The sequence below is a fragment of the Microcoleus sp. D2_18a_D3 genome, from assembly GCF_036702455.1.
Taxonomy (GTDB): Bacteria; Cyanobacteriota; Cyanobacteriia; order Cyanobacteriales; family Microcoleaceae; genus Microcoleus.
Genome location: NZ_JAUBTK010000023.1, coordinates 15,324 through 37,888 on the forward strand (window position 1 = coordinate 15,324; position 22,565 = coordinate 37,888).

At 44.7% G+C, this 22,565-nt stretch carries 17 protein-coding genes; 7 read left to right on the forward strand and 10 right to left on the reverse strand.

The features are described from left to right. Positions 1-237: 237 nt before the first annotated feature. Entirely contained in the window at positions 238-1,146 is a 909-nt protein-coding gene (locus QUB06_RS13305) for a tetratricopeptide repeat protein (RefSeq protein WP_333435643.1), read from the reverse strand. A 582-nt stretch (positions 1,147-1,728) separates the two neighbouring features. On the opposite strand from QUB06_RS13305, the gene QUB06_RS13310 reads away from it, so the two are divergent. Then, positions 1,729-2,976: a hypothetical protein gene (locus QUB06_RS13310; protein ID WP_333435644.1), complete on the forward strand. Its 1,248-nt coding sequence runs from the start codon at positions 1,729-1,731 to the stop codon at positions 2,974-2,976. 230 nt (positions 2,977-3,206) lie between these two features. On the opposite strand, the gene QUB06_RS13315 is transcribed toward QUB06_RS13310, so the two are convergent. After that, positions 3,207-4,382, reverse strand: coding sequence for a homocysteine biosynthesis protein (locus QUB06_RS13315; protein WP_333435645.1), 1,176 nt, complete (start codon positions 4,380-4,382; stop codon positions 3,207-3,209). 615 nt (positions 4,383-4,997) lie between these two features. On the opposite strand from QUB06_RS13315, the gene QUB06_RS13320 reads away from it, so the two are divergent. Next, positions 4,998-5,510 (forward strand): Uma2 family endonuclease, encoded by a 513-nt coding sequence (locus QUB06_RS13320; protein ID WP_333435646.1) that lies wholly within the window; start codon positions 4,998-5,000, stop codon positions 5,508-5,510. A 97-nt stretch (positions 5,511-5,607) separates the two neighbouring features. Here QUB06_RS13320 and QUB06_RS13325 read toward each other — a convergent pair whose 3' ends face one another. The 3 genes from QUB06_RS13325 to QUB06_RS13335 form a co-directional block, all read right to left on the reverse strand. Further along, the gene (locus QUB06_RS13325; RefSeq protein WP_333435647.1) at positions 5,608-6,780 is read right to left on the reverse strand and encodes an AI-2E family transporter; all 1,173 of its coding nucleotides are present in this window, start codon (positions 6,778-6,780) and stop codon (positions 5,608-5,610) included. Positions 6,781-6,959: 179 nt separating this feature from the next. Continuing rightward, positions 6,960-7,577, reverse strand: coding sequence for a Uma2 family endonuclease (locus QUB06_RS13330; RefSeq protein WP_333435648.1), 618 nt, complete (start codon positions 7,575-7,577; stop codon positions 6,960-6,962). 109 nt (positions 7,578-7,686) lie between these two features. Beyond that, positions 7,687-7,875, reverse strand: a complete 189-nt coding sequence (locus QUB06_RS13335; protein ID WP_332984302.1) for a hypothetical protein — start codon at positions 7,873-7,875, stop codon at positions 7,687-7,689. Between the two features lie 139 nt (positions 7,876-8,014). Between QUB06_RS13335 and QUB06_RS13340 the strand changes: the two genes are divergently transcribed. From QUB06_RS13340 to QUB06_RS13360, 5 genes are all read left to right on the forward strand, one after another. After that, positions 8,015-8,602: a Uma2 family endonuclease gene (locus QUB06_RS13340; protein ID WP_333435649.1), complete on the forward strand. Its 588-nt coding sequence runs from the start codon at positions 8,015-8,017 to the stop codon at positions 8,600-8,602. A 72-nt stretch (positions 8,603-8,674) separates the two neighbouring features. Continuing rightward, positions 8,675-9,007: a hypothetical protein gene (locus QUB06_RS13345; RefSeq protein ID WP_333435650.1), complete on the forward strand. Its 333-nt coding sequence runs from the start codon at positions 8,675-8,677 to the stop codon at positions 9,005-9,007. Further along, the gene (locus tag QUB06_RS13350; RefSeq protein ID WP_333435651.1) at positions 9,007-10,326 is read left to right on the forward strand and encodes a class I SAM-dependent methyltransferase; all 1,320 of its coding nucleotides are present in this window, start codon (positions 9,007-9,009) and stop codon (positions 10,324-10,326) included. The genes QUB06_RS13345 and QUB06_RS13350 overlap by 1 nt, the downstream gene beginning before the upstream one ends. Before the next feature lie 114 nt (positions 10,327-10,440). After that, positions 10,441-10,998, forward strand: coding sequence for a type IV pilin-like G/H family protein (locus QUB06_RS13355; RefSeq protein WP_333435652.1), 558 nt, complete (start codon positions 10,441-10,443; stop codon positions 10,996-10,998). 132 nt (positions 10,999-11,130) lie between these two features. Next, positions 11,131-13,368 carry an O-linked N-acetylglucosamine transferase family protein gene (locus tag QUB06_RS13360; protein WP_333435653.1) on the forward strand — a complete coding sequence of 746 codons (2,238 nt, stop codon included), beginning with the start codon at positions 11,131-11,133 and terminating at the stop codon, positions 13,366-13,368. A gap of 5 nt (positions 13,369-13,373) precedes the next feature. Here the strand turns inward: QUB06_RS13360 and QUB06_RS13365 are convergent, their stop codons facing one another. The 5 genes from QUB06_RS13365 to QUB06_RS13385 form a co-directional block, all read right to left on the reverse strand. Continuing rightward, positions 13,374-14,402 (reverse strand): FkbM family methyltransferase, encoded by a 1,029-nt coding sequence (locus QUB06_RS13365; RefSeq protein ID WP_333435654.1) that lies wholly within the window; start codon positions 14,400-14,402, stop codon positions 13,374-13,376. 6 nt (positions 14,403-14,408) lie between these two features. After that, positions 14,409-19,193: an FkbM family methyltransferase gene (locus tag QUB06_RS13370; protein ID WP_333435655.1), complete on the reverse strand. Its 4,785-nt coding sequence runs from the start codon at positions 19,191-19,193 to the stop codon at positions 14,409-14,411. A gap of 108 nt (positions 19,194-19,301) precedes the next feature. After that, positions 19,302-21,677, reverse strand: coding sequence for an FkbM family methyltransferase (locus QUB06_RS13375; RefSeq protein WP_333435656.1), 2,376 nt, complete (start codon positions 21,675-21,677; stop codon positions 19,302-19,304). A gap of 122 nt (positions 21,678-21,799) precedes the next feature. Next, the gene (locus QUB06_RS13380) at positions 21,800-22,192 is read right to left on the reverse strand and encodes a tetratricopeptide repeat protein (protein ID WP_333435657.1); all 393 of its coding nucleotides are present in this window, start codon (positions 22,190-22,192) and stop codon (positions 21,800-21,802) included. Between the two features lie 209 nt (positions 22,193-22,401). Next, complete coding sequence (locus QUB06_RS13385) at positions 22,402-22,554, reverse strand: hypothetical protein (protein ID WP_333435658.1); 153 nt, start codon at positions 22,552-22,554, stop codon at positions 22,402-22,404. Between the last annotated feature and the right edge of the window lie 11 nt (positions 22,555-22,565).

Here is a 22,565-nt window from a genome sequence, read left to right on the forward strand (position 1 = left end):
CTAATTGATAATTAGTAATTGGTAATCAGTCATAGGACGCTCCGCGCGAGGACTTAGAAACCCGGTTTATTCATGTATCGGTCGTCGTTAAACCAAGATTAATCGTAGAAACCGGATTTCTTTTCCTAAGTCCTGCGTAATTAAGAAGAAAGCGAGTAGTTTTGAGTTTAAATTATTAAGTTTTTAACTTAAAAATTTTTCACTGACAACTCAAAACTCTTTTACTTAAAACTTTCCTTAAGGTTTTGGTAGCGCGCCTTCTGGACTAGGAGAAGCAGCCGGTTTGGGAGTAGCCGCAGCCGCAGGAGAAGGCGAAGGAGTGCCACTAGCTAACTGATTAATTTGGTCTTTATAGTTAGGAGGAGCTAACTCAGTAGCTCGATCGAACAGCGTTTTTGCTTCATCTGTTTTGCCCTGTTCCTTCAGCACGATCGCCTTTCCTAAAGTTGGGCGAAAATCTTTGGGATTAGCCTTAGCAGATTCGTCGTAAATTGCGATCGCCTCCTCGTAGCGCCTCTGCACAGCATAAACCTGTCCCAAAATCAACTGCACTGAAGTTACATCAACACTTTCCGGTTTCGCCAGATTTGCAGCCGGAGCCGCCTTCAGCGTATCTTGCAACAGTCCGATCGCAGCTTCCGGCCGCTGCTGCACCAGCAGCAAATTCACCAACCCCTGCAAAGCCTTAATTTCCCCAGGCTTAGACGCTAAAATTGACCTGTAAGCTTGAGCAGCCCCTTCGCGATCGCCGGTGCGTTCCTTAGCCTGAGCCAGCAAAATCCCGTATTCAGTAGTCTCAGGATTCAACGAAGCCAACTTTTCCAAAGGAGCGATCGCATCCTTAATGTCGCCCACTCCTTGCCCGATCAACTCCAGTCGCACCTGCAACAATCCCCGCAAAGCCGTTACATTGTCAGGTTCCCGCTGCAAAACCAATTCGTATCCCCTAGCCTGAGCTTGCAGCAACTCTGATTGCTTATCCCCAGACTGCGCCGTCTGAGTAGGTGTTGGAGTTGACGTACTTTGGGCTTGGCTGGCCTTGAGAATACTGTCCAAAATGGGAACCAGAGAAAATCCCAAAAAAGCGATGAGCGACAGCACCACCACCACAGTAATCAACCCACGACGCTTATTTGCTTTTTCCATAATTCAACTATCCCAGCTTAAAATCTACTATTTTCTAAGAATTAACGCATCGCCCGGGGGCGTCTGCCATTTAACTAGATCCATGCAACCATAAAAGTTCTTAACTTCAAAGTCCCAACGGACAAAGCAGCCTTTTACTTGCAGCTAATATGGTAACAGACCCACAACTCCATGCTAGCTAAACAATTTTGGACACTCAGACCCCCAGCCCCAAGGACTGCGGTGTCTGTCCAATTTAGTCTGGTCAAGCTAAAAATTACCGAAAATATGGCGGATCAGGCCGTTAGGTAATTGGATTAAGTAAAATAGGCAAGCTGAATATCCTAAATGCTATTAGCCAGCAACTCCAGATCAGCGCGATGGGCGCTCGATCGATCAGCAACTCCCAAAGTCCTTGCTCGCAAGGATTTTAGCAGCCAGCGAACCGATCGGCACTCATAGCGTTGAAAGTTGGCGTTGACGGGTCACAACCAGACCTCCGGGCGCAAGCCCGCCTGTCAGGTGCTAGTAGTGTTTAAAGCAGTTTCTTCAGTTTATTCCTAATTTCCCTTAAGGGATGTGTCTCCGCTGCAAGGAGTTTTTATGAACCCCTCTCCCAACCGGTCTTCCAAATCGTCCAAATCTACTTCAACTCGCAAGGCTCAGCCCAGCGAACTGGCCGTCAATCCGCCTAAAGATACAGATTCCATTCCTGAGACACCAGACGAAAGTCCGGTGCCTTCGGCGTTGGCTGCACCTGTTGACCCTAATCAACCGGCAACGCCAACAGACGCCCCAGCGTCCAAGGATAAGCTGCAACGACCACGCTACAGTTCTGCCCCCGACAGGGACAAAACAAAGCCACAAGACCAGCCCAGCAATGCTCCGGCACCCCCGGCGCCAGCAGCGTCTTCGACACCTGTCAGCGATACTCCAGCCCTAGCAGTCGCACCGCCCGCAAACGCCGAGCCTGCCACTAACGAAAGTCAGGCCGCTGAGGACATACCCTCCGTCATGCGCCAACATCCCATTCCCCCCCCCAGCGAACCCAGACAGTACCGAGCTGTTGGTTTGGTGCGGGGCCGCTACACGCCATCAGAAGAGCAATTCACCCGGGGTATGCTGATAGCTGCCGACGGAACTGCCATCGACGCAGTTTTGCTGGGTAGAGTTATGAGTTTAGTCAAAAATCACCTGGAGCTGGAACAACAACACTTGTGGGTGGTCTATCCGCGCACCAGGCAAGAAGACGGCAACTTGCACGCCCAGATTATGGGAGTTTGGGAGCCGGAAACGCTCAAAAAACCTCCCGAACTGTCCTCTGATGAGGAAAATCAGGAAGCAGCGGAGATTGAGGCTAGCGGCGAAGCATCGACCGCATCTTTGCCTCCCTCGGAACCTGATGTTGAAGATGGCTATTTTTCGATTAGAGGTGAGGTGATTTATCAATCCCAAGACCAAGAAAAGTATGTCATCGTCAAAATCAAGCAAGCTCCCCGCAAGAATGACGACAAGATGAAGTTTTTTAAACTGAAACTTAAGGGAGATTTAGCAACAAAGGCGATCGGGTTTTTTTGGGATTTCCACGTCAAATTGAAAGCTGAGAGTCTGATGATTGAGCAGGCTAATAATATTGGTGCCCTGCCGATTAAAAAGCGGAAATTCCCCCCTGGCAGCAAGCCACCCGGTGGCTTCAAAGGAGGAGGGAAGCGTCCGTTTACTCCTAGGCCCAGCGGTGACGGTGCTCCTGTAGGGCGTCCTACTATCAAATCCGCAGCAGCGGCACCACCGCCTGTCCCGAAGGAACCTCTTCCTAAGCCGGTTAAGAAGCCTAAGCCGATCGAGGAATGAACCAATTTTAGATTTTAGATTTTAGATTTTAGATTTTGGGTGACTGCATCAGTTTCCAATGTGTGCAGTTTTTTACCAGAATTCTTCAATCAAAAATCTAGAATCCTGGACGCACTCGCGAGGAGCAGAAACCGGGTTTCTTGACCAAAAACCTAAGCTTTCAGGCCCGCGCTGGCGACAAGAAACCCGGTTTCTGGGACCTGGTGCGTCCACAAATAATCTAAAATCCTTTATTCGAGCCGGACTTGTGCGCCCCACAAATCTTGGGGGAGAAATACTCTGTCGGTGGGTAAGGGAGCAACTGGGGCCGTGAGGGTAAATTGACCCGCTTCAATTTGCTGCTTCAATTCCCATGCTACTTGCCGGGAGAGAAACATACTCGCAAGAGGGGCCGCCCGTACTGGTTTGCCCTCGATCAGGATGCGGCCAGTCTTTAATTGAGCGTAACTAACTAAACCGAAGGTGGGACGAACGCGCCGGGGGATAGAGAAATCTACCACCGGCGCTACTATTTTTTTGTCTGATACTGCACAGTGGGCGACAACTGTTTCGTTTAAGACGGGAAAGGGGATGCCGACTCCCAGCATCAGGGATGGGCCGTAGTTTTTGAAGTAGCAGCCGCGCACCCATTTCGAGTTCATCTGTTTCGCGTCGCCGATGAGTGCGAGGGTGGCGGCCGGGCCGATGGGGGTGCGGTTGGGCTGGCGTTTTTGCAGCGGGAAGTGCTGGGTTCCTTCCCAGGTGATGTAACCGGTGGCGCCTCCTAGGAAGATGCGGGTGCCGATGCCGATGATTTCGAGGTCGGGGTCGTTGAGCAGGGGAGACATGGCTCCAAGGTTCGAGTAGACGGCGTTGCCGAGGTTTGGTTGCAGGGGGCCGAGGTAGGTGAACAGCGGGCGATCGCCTCCATTGACGCCAACAATAAAGTTTTGATATGCGTTGCGGGGATTGAATAAATAAAACTGGTTGATTGTATCGCGGGTAATCGTGGTTTCAAATGAGGCGCGGGGGTAGCAGTCTGTTACTTGTCCCAAGGCTCGCAACTGCACGGGTTTGCCGGCTATTAAGTCTTCGATGACGTGTCCGCCGCCCCGTTCGCGGGATTCTTCGCCGTCTTCGGCTACTTGGGTGGCTCCCAGGTACAGGTCTACTGCCCCGAAGCCGGAGTAGGCTAAAACGCCGTCTAGCCAGCACTGGCGGATTTTTATCGGCGGATCGGTATGGCCGAGGTTGATGATTGCACCGGAGGATTCCATCGGCTCGAAGGTGCCGGTGGTAATCACATCGACTTCTTTGGCTGCTTGGGTAATGCTGGTTTCTTGAACTCTTGTTTTGAGTTCTTCGATTGTCCAGACTGTGGCTTTGCCCTGGCTGATTTTATCGTTGATTTCGTCGATCGATCTCATATATTTTAGATTTTAGATTTTGGATTTTAGATTTTGAATTGATTGATTTTGGAGTGATTTGGATTTTGGATTGATTTTAGATTGATGGATTGTGGATCGAGCTGGTTGTTTGAGATAAAAGCAATATATTATAACTGAGATGTTGCACCATTCTCAATAAGCCTTTTATGAACAGGCAAGATGCCTGTTCCACAAGAAAATTCACTCTTTGTGGAACAGGCATCTTGCCTGTTCTTGATAATGAGGCAAGATGTAAATTCTAACGGATACAATAACAATATCATAAATCAAATAAAGGGCGATCGCCATGACTCAAGCGATATTAAAACCTGTCACCTTCGATGAATGTATTGACTGGTATCCTGAAAATTAGGTAAACCGTTACGAACTGCACAATGGAACTATTGTTGAGATGCCTAAAGCAACCGGAGAACCTTCAGAAGTAGCCGGCTTCCTGTGCCTGAAGCTAGGGATTGAAATCGAGAGGCTAGGGTTGCCCTACTTCGTTCCCAAAGAATGCGTTGTCTAAGCTGATAATGAGCTATCTGGTTACGAACCGGATGCGATCGTTTTAGACAGGCAAGGGACGGACAGCGAACCGGGAGCATCTCACTTATGCAGCCCTCCGCTAGAAATTGGAGCCAGGAGTCAGGAGTCAGGAGTCAGGAGGAAAGAAGAAGAAGGAAGAAGGAAGGAGGAAGAAGGAAGGAGGAAGAAGGAAGGAGCCATAATAAGTGTTTTTACAAATATGAGATGCTCCCCAGCGAACCGAGATGGAAAAAGGAATCTATCATTACAATGGGTAGTTCTGTCCGGCTAATTGTCGAAGTTGTCAGTACCAATTGGCGGGATGATTACGGCTACAAATTTGTTGACTACGAAGCTTTGGGCATTTCTGAATACTGGATTGCGGACTATTTGGGACTTGGTGGCAGACGCTATATTGGCAATCCGAAACAACCTACTTTTTTTGTTTACCATTTGGTTGACGGTGAGTATCAAGTCAGTCAGTTTCGGGGGAGTGATAGGGTTGTGTCACCCACATTTGGGCAGGTGAATTTGACGGTTAAACAGATTTTTAGCGCCGACAGAGATACGGTAGAAAATGCGAGGCTTGAAGATAGTTAGTTGAGGGTGTTCCTACCACAAATTTCCTAAGTTTGTAGTGAATACTTCTGTCCTCTAACTGGGAATGAATAAGAACTGAAGTCATTACAAACCTTAACTATTGATTTTCAGTAGTGTCATTTTCTACATTCTCTGGGATGTCGGGTTTGTGTTTTGGCAACTTTTCGGGTCGGCTTTCGGCGACTTCTATAGATTCATATTCTTCATGGATAGCCGAATCGATTGCTGCTAAGGTTTTAGGGCTAGCACTCCACTGGTTTAGAATATCTTTAATTAGGGCTTCCCTAATCCAAACTTGAGCTACAACGGTGAGGGGGAGGGCTAGCAATAAGCCTAAAAATCCAAAGAAGGTGGCGAAGAATACTTGAGCTATTAAGGTAACAGCCGGCAGTAGCGATACTTGCTGCGCCATAACGTAAGGGGTGAGAAGGTTGCTTTCAAATTGTTGAATTAGAAAGTAGAGGATGAGTACAAAACCGGCTTTTAAGGGAGAGTCTAGAAGTGCGATCGTCACTGGGGGAATGACGCTCAAACCTGGTCCGATATTGGGTATTAAGTTCAGCAAACCAGCTAAAACACCGTGGGCTAAAGCTAGGGGAACTTGCAATACTGACAAACCAATTAAACTCAGGAAAGTGATGACGCTCATGCTAATTAAAGCACCGATTACCCATCGACCGAGGGCTATTTCGCATTCATCTAAGATCCCCTCGATTCGCCGCCGATAAAAAGAGGGAAATAGTTGGATAAATGCTTTGCGGTAAGATAAAGGTTCTGCTAATGTCATCAATGTCAAAACTATGACTAGCAAAAAGCTGAGTATAACGCCTAATGTGTTGCCGACAAAGGCTCCTGCACCGCCGACGAGTTGATTGAATAGGGGTTGCAGTTGTTGGATAATGTCGTTAATATCAAGATTCGGCAGTCGCTGACCCATTTGTCCAGAAAAGCGAGCTTCAATCTGATCGATCCACTCATTTAATTTTGCTATTCCTTGAGGGGCTCTTTGGGTAAGTTGTTGAAACTGTTGGGCAAATGGTGGTACAATGATCAGGAATAATCCTACGAATATGAGGACTAGGAAACTAACTGATAAGAGTACGGCGATCGATCTTTTGAGTCCGAATTTTTGCAAGTAGCGTGCTAGTCTGTTTAAGGCTGTGGCTAAGACTACGGCGGCAAACAGCAGCAGTAGGGCCTGCCTGATTTGCCACAGAATGTAACAAGATGCGATGAGGGCTAATAAGCCCATCCACTGTCCTAGCTTCATTAGATTTTAGATTTTAGATTTTAGATTTTAGATTGAGGAATAGGGTATGGGGAATTACTGCTGGCTAATTGCTCAGCAGCCCAGAAGCGATGAATCGCCTTTATACAAGATACAGCAGATGGGCGCGATCGCATCTTTAATCAGATACCCCTACTCGGACATCAGTATAAGCAGCCTCCTCAATTCCCTTTTGCGAACACCTGCTGCGCTGTCAGCTTCAATTCTGGGAAAGTTGGGGACTCAATACCCTCGCCACCTCTGAACAGTTTGACTTGGTATTCCCCGTCAATTAGTTGGTAAATCGAAAAAGTGGGTTGTTTGGGGTTGCCAATAAACCGTCTGCCACCCAATCCTAGATAGTCTATAATCCAATATTCTTGAATACCCATTGACTCATAGGCCTCAAGCTTTAGGGCATAATCATCCCCCCAATTAGTGCTAGTTACCTCGACGATTAGGGGGACTGATGAACCCATTGTGATAATTGATGATTTTTCCCATCGTGGCTCGTTTCCAATGGTTTGTTCGTTAAGTACAATAATATCTGGTTCATATCCCGATTCCTCGCGCATGGGTTTGATGACGCATTCTTTGGGGATGAAGTAGGGTAGGTTTAAGCGTTCTATTTCGAGAAATAACCAGCCACTGGTAAAACCGGCCACTTTAGAATGTTTGCCTGTTGCTTTTGGCATTTCAACAATTTCTCCATTGTGCAGTTCGTAGTCATATTCTGAGTTCTCAGGATACCAGTCAATGAATTCATCGAATGTTACTAATTCAGGTATGGTTTGAATCATGGTGAGTGCCTCAAGTTGGGTTTTGATAAGCTGTACGGGGAATTAAGATTTGGGCAAAAACACAGTCTTTAGACCTAGTGTAGATCGATCGCACTTTTTGATTGTGTCTCTACTGCTGCTGTTGGCGCGATCGCCAGCCGAGGATGGCAGCTAAGATGATACTGGGCGTAAAGACGGCGATTAGGGCGTTGAGGTCGGTAGAGGGGATGGATAAGCTAGGCCCTGCGTACTTGATGGCCAGGGAAAGGGCGGCGGAAAGGGTGAATACTTTGAGGATGGGGCTGATGTTGGTGTTCATGGAGGTGGTAGTGGGTTGGGCGATCAGTTTTCAGACTATTATTGCAAGTATGTGTTGCGGCTGCGATCGCGCCTTAGAGTTTTTAACAGGAAAGAGGCGATGAATGTTGTTTTAAACCCAGAACTTGATTGAGGTTCTCATGATGACACAGACACTTTTACAGCCACTAGACCAACGGTTCATTCAGTCCGGGATTAGCTGGGAACAGTTCAAGCTAATTGAACAGGGGTTTTCCGACTCCCCTGGGACGAGGTTGTTTTATTACAGAGGAGAGGTAGAAATCTTGGCAGTTTCCCCAGAACACGAATTTTTCAGTCGGACAATTTGTACGCTGCTGTCTATCTATTGTGCCGAAAATGAAATTGAGTTTGCAGCTACGGGAAGCTTTACCCAAGAAAAGGAAGGGGTAGTATCTGCACAAGCTGATGAATCTTATTTTATTGGGAGACGCATAACCTCAAATTCTCCCCCAGATTTATGTATCGAAGTAGTCTTCACTAGCGGTACTGTCAAAAAATTGCCGCGCTATCGAGCACTAGGAGTTGCTGAAGTCTGGTTCTGGGAGGATGGTGTATTGGCTATGTATCGCTTGGGTTCTGAGGGTTATGAAAAAATTTCTTCAAGTGTGGTTTTGCCAGATTTAGATATTAACTTATTGTGTCGCTGCTTGCTGATGGCTTCGAGTGTGGAAGCGATGAGGGAGTTTAGGAGAGGGATTTCTGGTTAGGGCTAGGGCATTTTTCAGGCTCAGCTTGATTTTAGTATGTTGAGCGATCGCCAGCCGAGGATCGCAGCTAGGATGATACTGGGGGTAAAGACGGCGATTAGGGCGTTGAGGTCGGTAGAGGGGATGGATAAGCTAGGCCCTGCATATTTGATGGCCAGGGAAAGTGCGGCGGAAAGGGTGAATACTTTGAGGATGGGGCTGATGTTGGTGTTCATGGAGATGTTAGTTGGTTGTATAATCTGGTTTTCCGACTATTATTGCAAGTATGTGTTGCGGCTGGGCTTGCAGTTGGGACGTGAGGTGGGGGCGATCGCTTTTTCCAGCCGTGGCGCGGGTGAGATACCTTTACATCTTAGAATAGGGAGTACCACAGCACAATTTAGCAGCATCAGGAGCGATTCATAATGGATACCCAAGAACCAGAGTTAATAGATAAAATTCGTCAACAATTTGACAATGCCCCTTATCCTAGAATTCCCCTAGAGACATCTCCTAAGAATAACTATCAGACTCTCTATCTCCATAATTTGGTAACAGCTTACTATATAAGAAATCAGAAAGTCATAGAAACCGAAGGAAAAGTTATTTTAGATGCCGGCTGCGGCAGCGGGTACAAATCGTTAATTTTGGCAGAAGCAAATCCGGGAGCCAAAATTGTTGGCATCGATTTATCCGAAGAGTCTGTTAAGCTGGCCCGAGAACGCTTGCAATATCACGGCTTTGAGAATATTGAGTTTCATGCTCTGTCAATTGAAGAACTGCCTAGCTTAAACCAGCAGTTTGATTATATCAATAATGACGAGGTGCTTTATCTCTTGCCAGACGCAGTTGTCGGATTGCAAGCCATGAAATCTGTTTTGAAACCGGATGGAATTATTCGCACCAACCTCCACAGCTCCCTCCAGCGAAGTTCTTACTTTGCAGTTCAAAAAGTATTCAAAATCATGGGATTGATGGATGATAATCCTAGGGAGATGGAGATAGAGCTAGCTAAAGAAATTATAGAAGACCTAAAAGATGACGTGGCTATTAAGTCAAGAACATGGAGTTCTCCAGCCGAAAAAAACGAAGAATGGATGCTGGCTAACTATTTGCTGCTGGGAGATCAAGGCTATACTGTACCTGAAGTGTTTTCAGCATTAAGAGATGCTGATTTAGAATTTATTAGCATGGTGAGTTGGCGGTTGTGGGACTTGACCGATTTGTTCAAGGAGCCAAATAACATACCTGCATTTCTGGCAATGAGCTTGCCAGACATTCCAGTGGAACAACGGCTGCACCTGTTTGAACTTTTACATCCAGTTCATCGTTTGATAGACTTTTGGTGCGGTCTTCCCAACCAAGCTCAGTCGTTTGTACCAGTTTCAGGATGGACTGTGGCTGACTGGCAGGCTGCAAAGGTGCATCTGCATCCTCAGCTCAGAACTCCCCAGTTAAAAGAAGATTTGATTAAATCTATCACTAACCAGAGTTCCTTCGAGATTAGCCGTTATGTCACTTCGCCAACCTTAGTGCCGATTTTAATAGAGAGCAGTGTGGCAGCTTGCTTGCTGCCTCTGTGGGAGGGCGCGCAGCCTGTGATATCGTTAGCGGAGCGCTGGCTCAACATCAGACCCCTAGACCTTGTAACCCTGGAACCTGTGAATCAGGAGAGAGCCTTCAATGAAATCAAGGAACTCTTGATTAGCCTCGAAGTCTTTCTGTACGTGCTTTTGGAGCATTAAAGCCAGGAGTTGAAAAAAAAAATAGTTTGGGGTGATATTAAAGGGCTGGTAACTGGGTAAGTTACATACAAGAGTTAGAAATCAAGCATCCCACCCCTCTAGGAGAAACAACCAATGAAAACTGAATTTAAAGCCAGATTCCTGCAACACCTCAATCAAAAAAGACAGGATAAGGGTTTTACCCTGATTGAACTGCTGGTCGTTATCATCATTATCGGTATTCTGTCTGCTATTGCTTTGCCTTCCTTCCTGAACCAAGCTAACAAAGCCAAGCAATCAGAAGCTAAGCAGTACGCTGGTTCTATGAACCGTGCCCAGCAAGCGTCCTTTGCTGAGCAAGGTAAATTTGGCTCAAACGTGGAGGTTCTGGGGCTTGGCATTAGAACTCAGACTGAGAACTATAAATACACTGTTATACCAGCAGGTATTGACTCAACCACTACCCAGGTGGGAAATGTCGCGTTAGGTCTAAGCACAGCGCTCAAATCGTATATAGGATCAGTAGCCCTAATTCAAGCGACAGGCGCAGCAGACAAAAGCAGCACGGCAGTATTGTGCGAGAGTACTGGGGCGGGTGTAGCTGCTCCGGGACCGGATTTGACAGTTACGCCTGCTACTGGTGGTACTAGCTTAGCTTGCAACAACACTACCTATACCGTAGTGTCAAAGTAGGAAAGCCATCAAAGCAGGGATTGTTCCTGCAAGCCTCACCTGAATCTTTTAAGAAAGTGGGTAGTGTTGTTTACACTACCCATTGCTATTCAGGAGGTTTATAAAAACTGGAAAGCTTCAATAACTATTACTATGACAATCTCTTTAGAAAACATTTCATCGACTGTTCTAGCTGATTGGCAGCAACAAGCCCGTCAATATCTAATCCAAGGAGATTGCACTCAGGCGGCAAACCTCTACGAGCAGGCAATTGCAGCGGAGCCGGAAACTAAGTCCCACTACTGGCACTTGGGGTTGATGTTGCTGTTGCAGGGGCAAGAGATGGAAGCCCAAACGACTTGGCTGCTGGGCATGGCCGAGGGGGAACCGGAACAAGTTGAGGAATGGACTGCTCAACTGTTAGATGTGCTGCAAATGGAAGCAGAGCGTCGGGAGGTTTTGTCAGACTACTCTGTTGCTTGGGCAATTCGGCATCATATCAGGGAAATTAATCCGGCGGATGTTAACAACTTGTTGCGTTTGATTGAGCTTTTCATCCGGCTTGAGACTTTTACAGGAGACGAACTGACTTCTGTTGGCTTAATCGAGTTGCTACAGGTAGAGCCTGCAATTGAGGTTGACGCAGCTCTGTTGATGCAAGTATTGCAAAGTGTTTTGGCTCGCGAACCCTCGCATCCGTCAACGCTGGAGTTTGCAGAAGCTTGTCTCGCTCACGTCCGCGAACCTCAAGTTTATATCGGAATTCTACTAGAAACTGCTTGCGAGCTAGGCTATATATTAAGAATAACTAGAGTTGCAATACGCTTGGCTGAACTGGTTTTGCGTTTAGATTCAGAGCATCCAGAGATGGTTCGCCACTTGGCTTGTTTTTATCAGAATGCCGGTGAATACGATCGGGGGATAAAGACAGCTAAGCTTTTCTATTCATTAATACAAGAGTTACCGGCTAAAGTTTATGCAAATCACCTGATTTTGCGGGGGTTGATGAGTGCAGGCGGATACTGGGAAGAAGCTTGTTCGGTACTCAAGCGGCTCAAGTCAGATCAGGAGTTGCTGATAGCAGAGCAGCCGACATCGCTTAACTTATCGACTGTTGACGACTTATTTGTTACTAGCTTTTTTTACCCATACTTTGAGGACGAGCCAAGAAATGCTAGAAAAATTAGCAACCAATTGGCTCAGCTATGCCAACTCAACGTTCAAAACAACAACAAGGAGCAGATAGAGGGGTACCGACAGCGACAGTTAGCTCGAAAAAGCCGGGGCATTTCTGCTAAGCCACTGAAGATTGGCTATTTGTCCCACTGCCTGAGAAGGCATTCTGTGGGCTGGCTAGCCCGATGGCTGTTTGAGCACCACGATCGCGATCGCTTTCAAATTCATGCCTATTTTCTCAATTATGTTAATACCGATCACTTTTTACAAGAATGGTATGTCAATCACGTTGATAAAGCCTATCGGTGCGGGATTGTCAGTACCAACGTTGCCGAGCAAATTGATAAAGATGAGATTGATATTCTGATCGATCTCGACAGCATTACTCTAGACATTAACTGTGAAGTGATGGCGATGAAACCCGCGCCCGTTCAAGTCACTTGGTTGGGTTGGGATGCGTCAGGAGTGCCTGCAATTGACTATTATATTGCCGATCCATACGTGCTGCCGGAATCAGCACAGGATTATTACAGTGAAAAAATCTGGCGCTTGCCCCAGACTTACATAGCTGTGGATGGTTTTGAAGTTGGAGTGCCAACATTACGTCGCGATCGGTTGAAGATTCCTAACGATGCTATTGTGTATCTCAGCAGTCAGAGCGGTTACAAGCGCCATCAGGACACAGCGCGACTACAGATGAAAATTTTGAAGGAAGTGCCAAATAGTTATTTTTTAATTAAAGGGGGGGCTGACGAAAAATCCATTAAACAGTTGTTTAACCAGCTAGCGGAAGAAGAGGGTTTGGAGGGCGAGCGCCTGCGATTTTTGCCAACAGTTACTTCAGAAGAAGTTCACCGAGCTAACTTAGGTATTGCGGATGTAGTTCTGGATACTTATCCTTACAATGGAGCCACAACCACTCTAGAGACTCTTTGGATGTGCATTCCCCTGGTGACGCGAGTCGGGCAGCAATTTGCGGCGCGCAACAGCTATACTATGATGATGAATGCAGGGGTAACAGAGGGAATTGCTTGGACTGATGAAGAATATGTGGAATGGGGAATTCGCTTAGGAAAAGATGCTGCTTTGCGGCAACAAATTTCGTGGAAACTGCGGCAGTCAAGGCAAACTTCTCCGCTTTGGAATGCCCAGCAGTTTACGCGAGAGATGGAAAAAGCATACGAGCAGATGTGGCAAATTTCTCTCCAAAGTTAGCGTTATTAAGCTATACTCTCAAACGAGTCAATATCACAATCACTAATATAATCCCGAATTCTGGCAACGATAGGCAGGGAACCTAGTCCCTGCTTAACTAGCTCGGGAAATTGAGCTAGGCCCTCAATGATATTGTTTGCCAAGTTATATTGGGGGTTATTGCCATGTTGCAAAGTCAGATACTCCAATAATTCTAAAGCGTAGTCCGGGAAATTCATAATATCGGCAATGCAAGCCAATTTAAGAATATTCTCAGGTGTTGTCATATTTTGATCGATTTCTTTTCCAATTAAATCGCGGAAGTAAAACGCATCTCCCCACAGTAATTGTCCGCCGCGTAGTGTTGAACCAATAGGGGAATGACTGCGGCAACGGCGAGCGCCTGTTAAGTCAAATAGTGTAAAACCTTGGTTCCTGAGATAGATATCTACATCTGCAAACAAAGGTTGATTTAAGTATAAATTTGAAAACGAGACTTCAACTTGAACAGCTAGAATACTTTGTTTTAAAATTTCTACTGCACCTTCTAACACCAAAACTTCAGCACCTTGAACATCAATTTGTATAAAATCTATTTCATCAATTCCTTCCTGCTGGCAGAACTCATCTAAAGTGGTGGTTTCAAGTTCTATACAAAAATCTAAGTTCACCAGTTCGGGTAGTCCTGAAAAACGCTCCAAGTAAGGTTCATTCGGTGGATAAAGCGAACTGCACATGGGATGTTGTGTGACATAAAGTGTAGATTCACCTACAGACTTTGCTAAGGCTAGAGGAATATGTTTTTCAGTCCAATTGACTTGTCGTGCTTCAAGGTCAGCATTGGCGGCTTCGCAAGCATCTGCATCTGCATCAAAACCGTAGATAGTCAGCCGAGGTGCAAAAATATTCCATCCCTGACTGCCATAGTCATCTTGGCTTGTTAATTTACGACAGCCAACATTACAAACTGTCATGTGAATGTGTTCTAAATGACCACTTCTCTTTAAGCTTTCAATAAAAAATGTCATAATCAAAGTATCCTCTTCTTTTTCCAAAACTGATTATTCTTGAGTTACTAGGTAACTTTGATTGGGAGGTAAAGCGATGATATTCATGTTTCCGTGCAACTCCTCGGCGGAGTTTACAGGAATTAGGTTTTGCAAGTAAGGTTGATAGCGGAATAATCTATATCCTTTCCCTCTAAGGTAGTCAGCAACAGGTAAATTGCTGTCTTTACTTCCGGCAGCGATATTTTCATACATAATGACGGGAGCAAATTCAGATAAGATTCTGTCGCTGCCTGTCAATACTGACAGTTCGTGCCCTTCAACATCTATTTTGAGGAAATCTACTCGACTCAAGTTTTCCTGCTCAATCAAGCTGTCTAGAGTAAAACAGGTGACTTCTTCAAAAGAGTCTGGCTGCATTTCTGCGACTGCTTCGCCAGTGGCGATTTTGTTTAATTCACTGGCAGGGGAAAGAGATAAGCGAACTGTTCCAGAGCGATCGCTGGCAGCACCGGCACAGACTTTCACCCAGTTTAGGTGATTTATTCTACAGGTTTCTTGCAAATAGCTAACGCAGCCCGAAAAAGGCTCTACTGCCAGCACGTGCCCTTGCGAACCGACTCGCAGAGCAGCGCTAAAGGTGTAAACTCCTACATTAGCACCCACATCGATAACAGTCATGCCTGGTGCGATCGCACTGCGCCAAAATTCCATTTCTTTTTCAAACCAATCTCTTTCGGCTATCAATACGCTGCTGGTTATACAACCGTAAAACCTCGGTTCAACTGCTAATAAAAGTTGCGTTTCAAAAGGCACGTAAGTGAAGGGACTGTTAACTTCTAAGTCAGTCCATCTCCACTCTAGAGAATTGGGATGCTGTTGAGCCAATTGTCGAGCAAAATTTAGCCATTGCTGGGCATATTCTATCTGCTCTAAATCTTTACAGGCGATGTATAGAGCTTGCAGCACGGGTGCTGAATCCGAATAAATTTGTTTGGCACGGTGCAAATACATGACTCCTTCCGATTGATCGTTTAGCAGGCTGTATACTCCTATTTTTAAATTTATGGAACCAGAATTGGGTAAAACTTGAGCCGTTAGGTGCAGTAGCCTCATGCCAAATTCATTGTAAGAAATTATCTGCGATCGACCTAGTGCTTCAATTAATAATAATATCGATTGACTGCGAGCGTCTTCGGCTTGTAAACTTTGAGTTAGCTGTTCTGCTTGGTACGTCTTCAAACTACTACCAGTCGGCGGCAGATAAACAAGAGCTGGAGGAATTTTTTCTAGTGAGCCGCCAGCAGACTGCTGAATACCAAGGGATACAAAAAAATGAAAAGCTTCTTTAATTGATTCATCGGATTCCCCAGTCAGGGCAAGAACTAGGGCAAAATGAGCTGCACAGAGTGGATGATTGTATAAATCTACTGCACTCTTTAAGGCTTCTAAAGCTGTATTAATATATATTTCTTTGAGGGATGATTCCTGGCACTGCTCTGCTTCTATCAAGGCGACTACAGCAAAATTGTTTAAATCCGTCGCTGATACAGGTTCTTCCCAAGATGTATTCTCAAGAATTGAAGCTACGCCCGACAAGGTATCTAAATCGATAGTCGGACAGTTTCTTTGGAGGTATTCTAAGTAGAAAATGGCGGGGGTTTTTTCGTTAAAATTATTTTGTCTTTGAGAAATTGTGAGAAATACACTTTCTGGTAAAATGAACTGCCAATCTCCTGTTTCTGATTGGACGGCTCGCTTGCGGCTGAAGCTAGCGAGATCGCAGCAGGGAAGGTTTTCTGCTTTGGCTGCTGCGATCGCCTGTTTATTTTCGTTCTCTAAGACAAGTCTAGCGTGGATGCGACTCAACAGCGCTTCCCGCTGTTTTTCCTCCAGTTGTCCTACCAAGGAAATTTCAGCACACTCAGTAACGTCCAAATCTTCTTCTATGAGCAGATTCATGGCAACACTGGATAAAATCAGATTTGCATCCTCCTCAGAAATGTTGCCAGTATCTACAAGTAATGTCATCTTCATTCGATCGGGGTGAGAGGCGATCGCCCTGATAACTTGCGTAAATTCTTCGCAAATCGTCTCTTCTGATGCTAGCCAATTTGGAAAAACGATTAAATTGATTGACCGCAGCTTTAAAGGCAAGAATGCTGCATCTATCAAAGCCAAACTCACCGTTTTCGCCATTTTCGACCACGAGAAATTTTGCGCTTGTTTGAGACCTGCAGCAATTAAGGCCTTGCGAACATCCGGCTTTTGCACTTCGCAAAGCGCATTCACCAGTCCGCTAACATCAGTATCGTTCACATATAATGCAGCTTTTCCTGCGACTTCAGGTATAGACGCATTTGCACAAGTAATGACTGGACATCCACAAGCGATCGCCTCCAGCACAGGTAAGCCAAAACCTTCATACTTCGACGGATAAACCAGTGCAACAGCACCGGAATAAGCAGCTATCAACTCTTCATCACTCAGTTGCAGTACGATATGCACCGCACAACCTGATGTATAGTCTCTAAACTTTGTATCTAATAACAAATCGCTACCCGTACAGACAATTTCAAACCCTTGTCTGCTTTCAAGTTGAGCAAAAGCCTGGAAAAACAAAGTTCCATTCTTATAGCCGATTCCAGGCCCGATCAAAAGAAAGTATGGCTTTGATATACCGTACTTGTTTTTAAAATGATTAACTGCCTCTGGACTCGCTGGTGAAAATTTACTGTTAACTCCGCAATGAGCTACAGTTACTGAATCTGAGGCAATATCTGGAAAAAACTTTACTAAGTCACGGGCTGTATTTTCGGAAATTGCGATGTATGCAGATGCGTGGCGAATCCCGAAATGCTTTTCACGCCACATCGGTGTACTTAAATTTACTCCTTCAACTTCTGGAATCATGTCATACGCTATGAATGCAGAGGGAGTTGATAGGGGAGTTGTGTAGTAAGTCGAGATAAATAAGTCTGCACTCTGTTCGTCACAAACTTGCTGTAGCATTGCGCGATCGGCATCCACTGTGTCATAGCTGTAAGCCGGCAAAGGACGGTACTGGATGCCGGAAATTTCTGGCACTGTTCCCGTTCTGTCAATAACAACTATATGTTCAGAAAAACCGTTGTCTACCCATTCTTCTAACAGAGATTTCCAGACACGAGCAATTCCGGTTTTATACCGCTGAAAAAATACGCCGTCTACAATTATTTGAGGAAAGGGCTTTTGAGGTTTTGCCGACTTTTGTTGCTGAGGTATTTGTATAAACTTCCAGGTATTGCTATCTTTTTCTTTCTGCGCGAACGGCTGGATGCCACAAGCCTTTGCTGTATCGACAGCCGTTAAATCTTTAACCCAGGGAAAATACTGACTCAAGCAAACCGGGAATCTAGTTTGCCGCTGCAACTGGGTCCATTTAGCAACAGCATCAGCATAGCCGTAGTATTGCTCTTTAAAACGTAACTGTTCTATTGTGGCGTAAGCGAAATGTTGAAAAATTAGCCCGGCTTCTTCAGTTTCTTCGTGTAAAAAAGGATTGACCTTAGCCACATCGCGCCCACCGTCAGAATTGGGTTCCGCTAATATTGGGGGTTCGTGTGCGACCCAAAATGCTCCCGGCTTAAATCTCCAAGTACGCAACCAATCTTGTTGAGGGTTCTGAGCGTAACAGTTGCGACTGCTAATCACCAAATTCTCTCCGACAAAATACCAACACCAATAAAAAGCAGCCGTTTTTTCAGGATTATTGATGAACATATATCGGGCAGTACACAGTTGCTCAACAGTCCACAATTCATCCACATCCACTTGCCACAGCAAACACTCCTCGCGAATATTAGGTAGTGGTGCATTCACCATTTCACGTTTGCCTTCCCAGAAAATACCCTCTGGTTTACGATAAACAGTGACATTTTCTGGATATAGCTGTGCCAGTTCGTCTAGGTATTCTGCTGTGCCGTCATTGCTGCGTCCCTTGGAGTGGATTTCGTCGGTAATGCGTCCGCCATTTCGCAAAGACCACGCTGTATCATGCTTCAAGTCCGCTACACCCTCGATTATATGCCAATGCCATTTATAGGGGAGTTGTTTGAATACTTCTATGTGATACTCGATGAATGGTTCACCATTGAGGACAATAGTAAAGAAGTGAATCGGTAATTCGGGTGATGAAGTAGAGGAGAAAGCAGTAGAAATTTTTTGACCGCAGGCGAGAGTGGACGAATACTCATGATTGAGCAAGCGATGTTTGGCAATATTGTGCCATACACGTTCCGAACCAGGCCAAGTAGGTACAACCTCGTGAAACGCTATCCATCCCCCATCTTTGACAAGGGGGAGTGACTGCTCATAGTCTTTCAAAACGTCTAAAAACTGATGAGAACCATCAATAAAAATAAAATCAATAGCTTTGTCTCCTGTTAATCCTTCCCACTGGCTTAATATTTCATGCGAGTAACCCCGCAATGGTACTACATATTGAGATAATCCATTTTTTTCTATATTTTCTTGCCATATATCAAAAAAGTTTCTGTCCGCAAAGTCCGTATCATTTCCGTCCCATGTATCTATGCAATAAATTTTTCGATTAGTGCCTATGCAGGCATAGGACATGGCAACGGTGGAGCGTCCTTTGTACGATCCTATTTCAACGATTACAGCATCATTGGGGAGGGACTTTACTTTATTGAAAAGGTACTCTTCTTGTCCTGGAACCATGAAACCTTCAATGGCTTCAACAGCAGACTGAATGGTTGTATAGCTGACTGGTTGAACAGTAACTTTTTTGAACATACCGTAGGCATTTATATCCGAGTTTGAAATATTATTTTCCATTGTTTACAGCCTGTCTTTACCTTGTTTGGTGGATTAGCGTTTCCTTAGATTAGGCATCTGACCACTTAAAACTTTATATTCTTTTCATTAAACGCCTAATTACTAAAATTATATGTAGCAGGTAAATTTTCCTTCATAGTTAGAAAAAAAGTTAGTGATATAAATCAAGGCTTCTTGAGGAGATAAATTATGAACTTGCTCTATATCAGCATTCCACGGAAATTTATTTTTCCGGTCAGGTTTATCGAGATACCCCCTTCTGTAGGCTTCCTCTGGTGTAAGTGAAGTTACTGGACTGATTTCTTGAGGAATCAAGAAAGCATTATTATAATGTAACTCTACGATAGCATAGTTATACTGTTGGCACAGAATATTTAACTGTGAAATACTTTGACCAAAAAAGTGATCGTTATTCCAAACATAATTGGGGCTATAGTTAACAGTAAACTTTAGAGGTGGTGGGATTTTCTCATTGATTTCTACGCTGATCAACAAAGGTCTAAATGAACTCAGTATTTTGTCTAATACAAAATAATCATAACCATCTATATCAAGATTGAGAAAACTAAAGCTTTCGGGGACTTGATGTGTTTTCATAAGAGAAACTACGTTTTCAGGTGTCACCATGCACTTACTTAAGTTTACTTTTTCAAATTCAGTATATCTAAGTGCTAATTTGGTAAATAGTTGGCTATCATATTCTACTGCTAACCCACTCCATCCTTGCTTGTATAAAAAATAAGTGTTTGACATAGTTATCCCATCACTAGCCGCTATATCGACACAGTATTTGTTTTCTATATTTAATAGGTTTAAATATTTATCAATAATAGTTTCTTCGTCTAAATATGAATATTTTTGAGTGGAAGCGTCTACATTTTGGGGATCTGGGATTTTAGGGTTCGCTAGCATCAATACCTTAACAAATGCTTGAGAATCGGAGGCATAACGCTGACAAGCTGTTGCAAATTCCAGGGTAGATTGTTCGTAGGGTACACAATCTAAAATGCTTTGAAGAACTTGTAATAGTAAATCGGAATTAACGGGGTACAACTCCGAGCGCAACAACTCAACAATTCCCAAGGATATTAGGTCTTGATTTGTAAAACTCTTCATATTAATAGAAAGAGCGACAATCTTTAACAAATTATTTAGGTCGGTGGGATCTATTTCCCGGATGTGTTGCCGGAGTAGGCGAGCAACAGCATAGTCGGTGACTCTTTCTCGGCGCTGTGCTTCTGTTTGTATAACTCCTATTAGTTCAGATGTGCATTCTTCCATTTGTTCGGCATTGTCATCAAGTATACCTGTGAACCAGACTGTTAGAGCTTCGGCTTCTTGGTCTTGCAAAAGCAGCATCAACCCCAAATGCCAATAGTGGGATTTAATGTTTGGTTCAGCTTCTATAGCTTGCTCATAAATACTCGCTGCTTGAGAATAGTCTCCTAAAAACAAGCATGAATTACCTCTTTGTTGCCAATTACTTCGATCGTTTAACACAGATGTGGCACTGTAACCGCTGCTGTAATCTCGAATTTTAGCAATAATAGGCAATGAACTTAGTCCCAGCTTAACTAGCTCGGGAATTTCCGCTAAGCTCTCTATAATATTGTCAGCCAAGTTATATCTTATATCGTCGCCATATTGCAGGGTCAAATACGCTAGAAGTTCCAGAGCATAGTCAGGAAAGTTCATAACATCAGCGATACAAGCTAATTTTAGTATTTGATCGGGTGTCTTTAATTCTGTATTCAAGTCTTCCCGAATCAGATCCCGAAAATAAAAAGCATCAGACCAGACTAAGACTCCATAGTGGTCCGGTGACACTACAGGCATTCGGCGACAGTCACGATGTATATTACATAAATCAAAAAGTGTAAATCCTTGTTCTCTCAGGTACACATCTACATCCCCAAACAAAGGTTGACCCTTGTATATTTCTGTAAACTCTACTTCTGTTACAATCGCTAGAGTGCTACTTTTTAAAATACTAGAAGCTCCTTTTAAAACCAGAAGCTCTGCCCCCTGAACGTCTAGTTGTATAAAATCAATCTCGTTAACTGCTTCTGATTGGCAAAAAGAATCTAAAGTTGTTATCTCAACCTCCACAGTAGAAACTAGCTCAATTAGCTGAGAATTTCCGACAAACCGCTCAATATAGAAATCGCTGGGAGGATATAGTGAACTGCAACCTGGGTGTTTAGTAAGATAAATTGTGGATGTTCCTACAGAATTTCCCAGAGCTAGTGGAATATGTTTTTCAGTCCAATTTATTTTTCGAGCTTCTATAGTGGCGTTAGCCTCATGACAAGCAGCTTCATCAGCATCGAATCCATAGATAGTAAGATTAGGTGCAAAAATATCCCACCCCTGACTCCCATAGTCATCTTTGTCTGCGATCTTACGAGAGCCAACGAGGCATACTGTTACGTGAATATTATCTAAATGTCCGCTTTTCTTTAGGCTGGGAACGAAGATTGCCATGCTAAAACCTTGAGATAAAATAAATAGATAATTAACGATGATATGGGTAGATATTGCGATGGTAGGGGAGATGGCAGAGAAGCCAATGGAGAAGATACATCAGAACTCCCCCCTTTCCGCGACTACTTCCCCTTCGCCTGCCCCAACAATACCTTATAATCCGCCCGATCGGGATTTAGCTTCACCAACTTCTCCAAAGGCTCGATCGCCCCCACCTTATTATTCATTTGCAACCGCACATTTGCCAACCCCTCCAGAGCCGTCTGATTCTGCGGTTCGCGCTGCAAAACCGTCTCATATCCCCGTTCTTGCGCCGCCAGCAAAGATTCCTGAGAAACTGCTACCGGAGCAGATTTTTGCTGGTGCTGGCTGCTCAAACCGCTGCCGAACAGACTCACAATACCAAAAATCGTAGAACCAGCAAAGCCAACCATTGATACTAACGCAAAAATCTGCTTAATTCGATCGCCCTTATTAACTGGACGAGGGCTAGATTTTTTCTGTGTACTTTCCATTGCTAACTCTTGGCCTCGCTGTTTTCACGGTACTCGCAAAGCACCTATCTCTAGATTGCCCAAGTTCGATCGCCAAACGATCGCCCTTCGCCATTTAAAATTTGAGACAATTTCTCATAACCACAAAAACTGAGATTTGTCAAGGACATTTAGGTGAAAATAACACGCGGGCGATCGATATCGGTGAAGCGCGATCGCACCCTTACTTTTTAGCCATTACTCTCTGGCATTTCCCCAAACCGAGCTCGGTAACGCGGTAGCAAAGATGTGAGTTCAGGAGCACGCTGGCGTTCCGCTTCTAGTGCTGAGGCTAATTCATCAGAAAGCCGATCTAATTTTTCTTCTAATGTTGTTGAAGTCATGCCGATCGCTC